The sequence below is a fragment of the Mesorhizobium sp. M1A.F.Ca.IN.022.07.1.1 genome (assembly GCF_003997575.1).
In the GTDB taxonomy this organism is placed as follows: Bacteria; Pseudomonadota; Alphaproteobacteria; order Rhizobiales; family Rhizobiaceae; genus Mesorhizobium.
Map to the genome: position 1 here is coordinate 1 of NZ_RZST01000592.1, position 1721 is coordinate 1721.

A 1721-nucleotide genomic window follows, 5' to 3' on the forward strand; every position below is an offset into this window, starting at 1 on the left:
GAGCGACACAGTGGCCGGCTTTGGGCTCGGCCTTGCCTTTGCGATCGCCGCAGGGCTGGTCTTCGCGCGGCTCGGTTTCATCTTCCGACGGCCGTCGTCGACCAGACCCGTGCCCAAGCGCACGTTCCGGCTGCTGTCTTCCAGCGGATCCAAGGGCAAAACATCGCTGGCGAGGCGGAGCCGCGAGCAATTGTCGGCTGACCGCCCGTAGAGCTATTTGGTCTAAGGATCGCCCGAAATCTACCTCAGCCGCTTCGGCCGTGGATCGGCGAGCTCGCCGGCCAGACGCCGGTCCAGGTAGTCGGCGCATTCGTCGATCAGCAGTTCGGCGTGGTTGGCGAAGAAATGGTTGGCGCCGGAGATAGTCTTCTGCGTGATGGTTATGCCCTTTTGCGTGTGCAGCTTGTCGACCAGCGTCTGCACGTCCTTGGGCGGCGCCACCTTATCGGCATCGCCATGGATGATGAGGCCGGACGACGGGCAGGGTGCCAGGAACGAAAAATCGTAGGTGTTGGGCTGCGGGGCGACCGAGATGAAGCCCTCGATCTCGGGCCGGCGCATGAGCAGCTGCATGCCGATCCATGAGCCGAACGAATAGCCCGCGACCCAGCAGCTCTTGGAATCCGGATGCAGCGACTGCACCCAGTCGAGCGCAGCGGCCGCGTCCGACAATTCGCCGGTACCGTGGTCGAACTCGCCCTGGCTGCGGCCGATGCCGCGGAAATTGAAGCGAAGCGTGGTGAAATCGCGCTTCTGGAACATGTAGAAGAGGTCGTAGACGATCTTGTTGTTCATCGTGCCGCCGAATTGCGGGTGCGGATGCAGCACGATGGCGATCGGCGCGCTCTTTTCCTTGGAAGGCTGGTAACGGCCCTCCAGGCGACCAGCCGGACCGGCGAAAATGACCTCAGGCATAAAATACTCCACGTGGCATACGAAGGCGCGGGCCCGGACTCTTCCTTTGGCCCATTCTGTGGCCTTGACGCCGGGCAAGCGTCTTCCTAGAAGCTAGTTTAGAATTGTTCAAAACTGGGTGCCGAGAACGCATTTTCTCGGCCGCCCGCGCCGCAAGCCGGGTAAATAGGACGGCTCGCCTTGCAATTTCAAGGAAATAACGCGCTGTCCTCGCGGAATGACTGCTGACAGGATCGACTGAAGGAAAATGGCCGCAACTCGCGCCTATCTCGACTACAACGCCAGCGCACCTCTCATGGCAGAGGCGCGGTCGGCGGCGGTCGCGGCGCTCGATGCCGCCAATCCGTCGTCGGTTCACAGCGAGGGCCGCGCGGCGCGGCGGCTGATCGAGGATGCCAGGCGTGACGTGGCAGGGCTGGTCAATGCCAGGCCCGAGCACGTCGTGTTCACCTCCGGCGCGACGGAGGCCGCATCGACGCTGCTTGCTCCCGACTGGCAGATGGGGCGCGGCTCTGTCCGCATCAGCCACCTCTATGTCTCGGCTGCCGACCATCCCTGCATTCTGAATGGCGGGCGGTTCTCGGCGCCGCAGGTGACGAGGATCGGCGTCGATCGAGACGGCATTGCCGATCTCGAGGCGCTGACTACGGCGCTCTCCGCGCATGACAAGGCTGCCGGCCTGCCGCTGGTGGCGATCCATGCCGCCAACAACGAGACGGGGGTGATCCAGCCGATCGGACGCATCGCCGAGATCGTCAAGGAAGCGGGCGGCGTGCTGGTCGTCGATGCCGTGCAGGCGGCAGGAC

At 63.9% G+C, this 1721-nt stretch carries 2 protein-coding genes and 1 pseudogene; 2 read left to right on the plus strand and 1 reads right to left on the minus strand.

All coding sequences use genetic code 11. The features are described 5' to 3' along the window. Window positions 1–211: pseudogene (locus tag EOA75_RS35435) on the plus strand (phosphoesterase); the annotation flags it as partial. A 29-nt stretch (window positions 212–240) separates the two neighbouring features. Here EOA75_RS35435 and EOA75_RS32530 read toward each other — a convergent pair. Beyond that, entirely contained in the window at window positions 241–915 is a 675-nt protein-coding gene (locus EOA75_RS32530; RefSeq protein ID WP_066995082.1) for an alpha/beta hydrolase, read from the minus strand. A gap of 247 nt (window positions 916–1162) precedes the next feature. On the opposite strand from EOA75_RS32530, the gene EOA75_RS32535 reads away from it, so the two are divergent. Continuing rightward, the coding region (locus tag EOA75_RS32535; protein WP_127326112.1) for an aminotransferase class V-fold PLP-dependent enzyme at window positions 1163–1721 on the plus strand (559 nt) is incomplete at its 3' end.

Bases quoted from the DNA above. Each gene is read 5' to 3' on its own strand.
- EOA75_RS32530 (WP_066995082.1), bottom strand. From the start codon at position 915: ATGCCTGAGGTCATTTTCGCCGGTCCGGCTGGTCGCCTGGAGGGCCGT.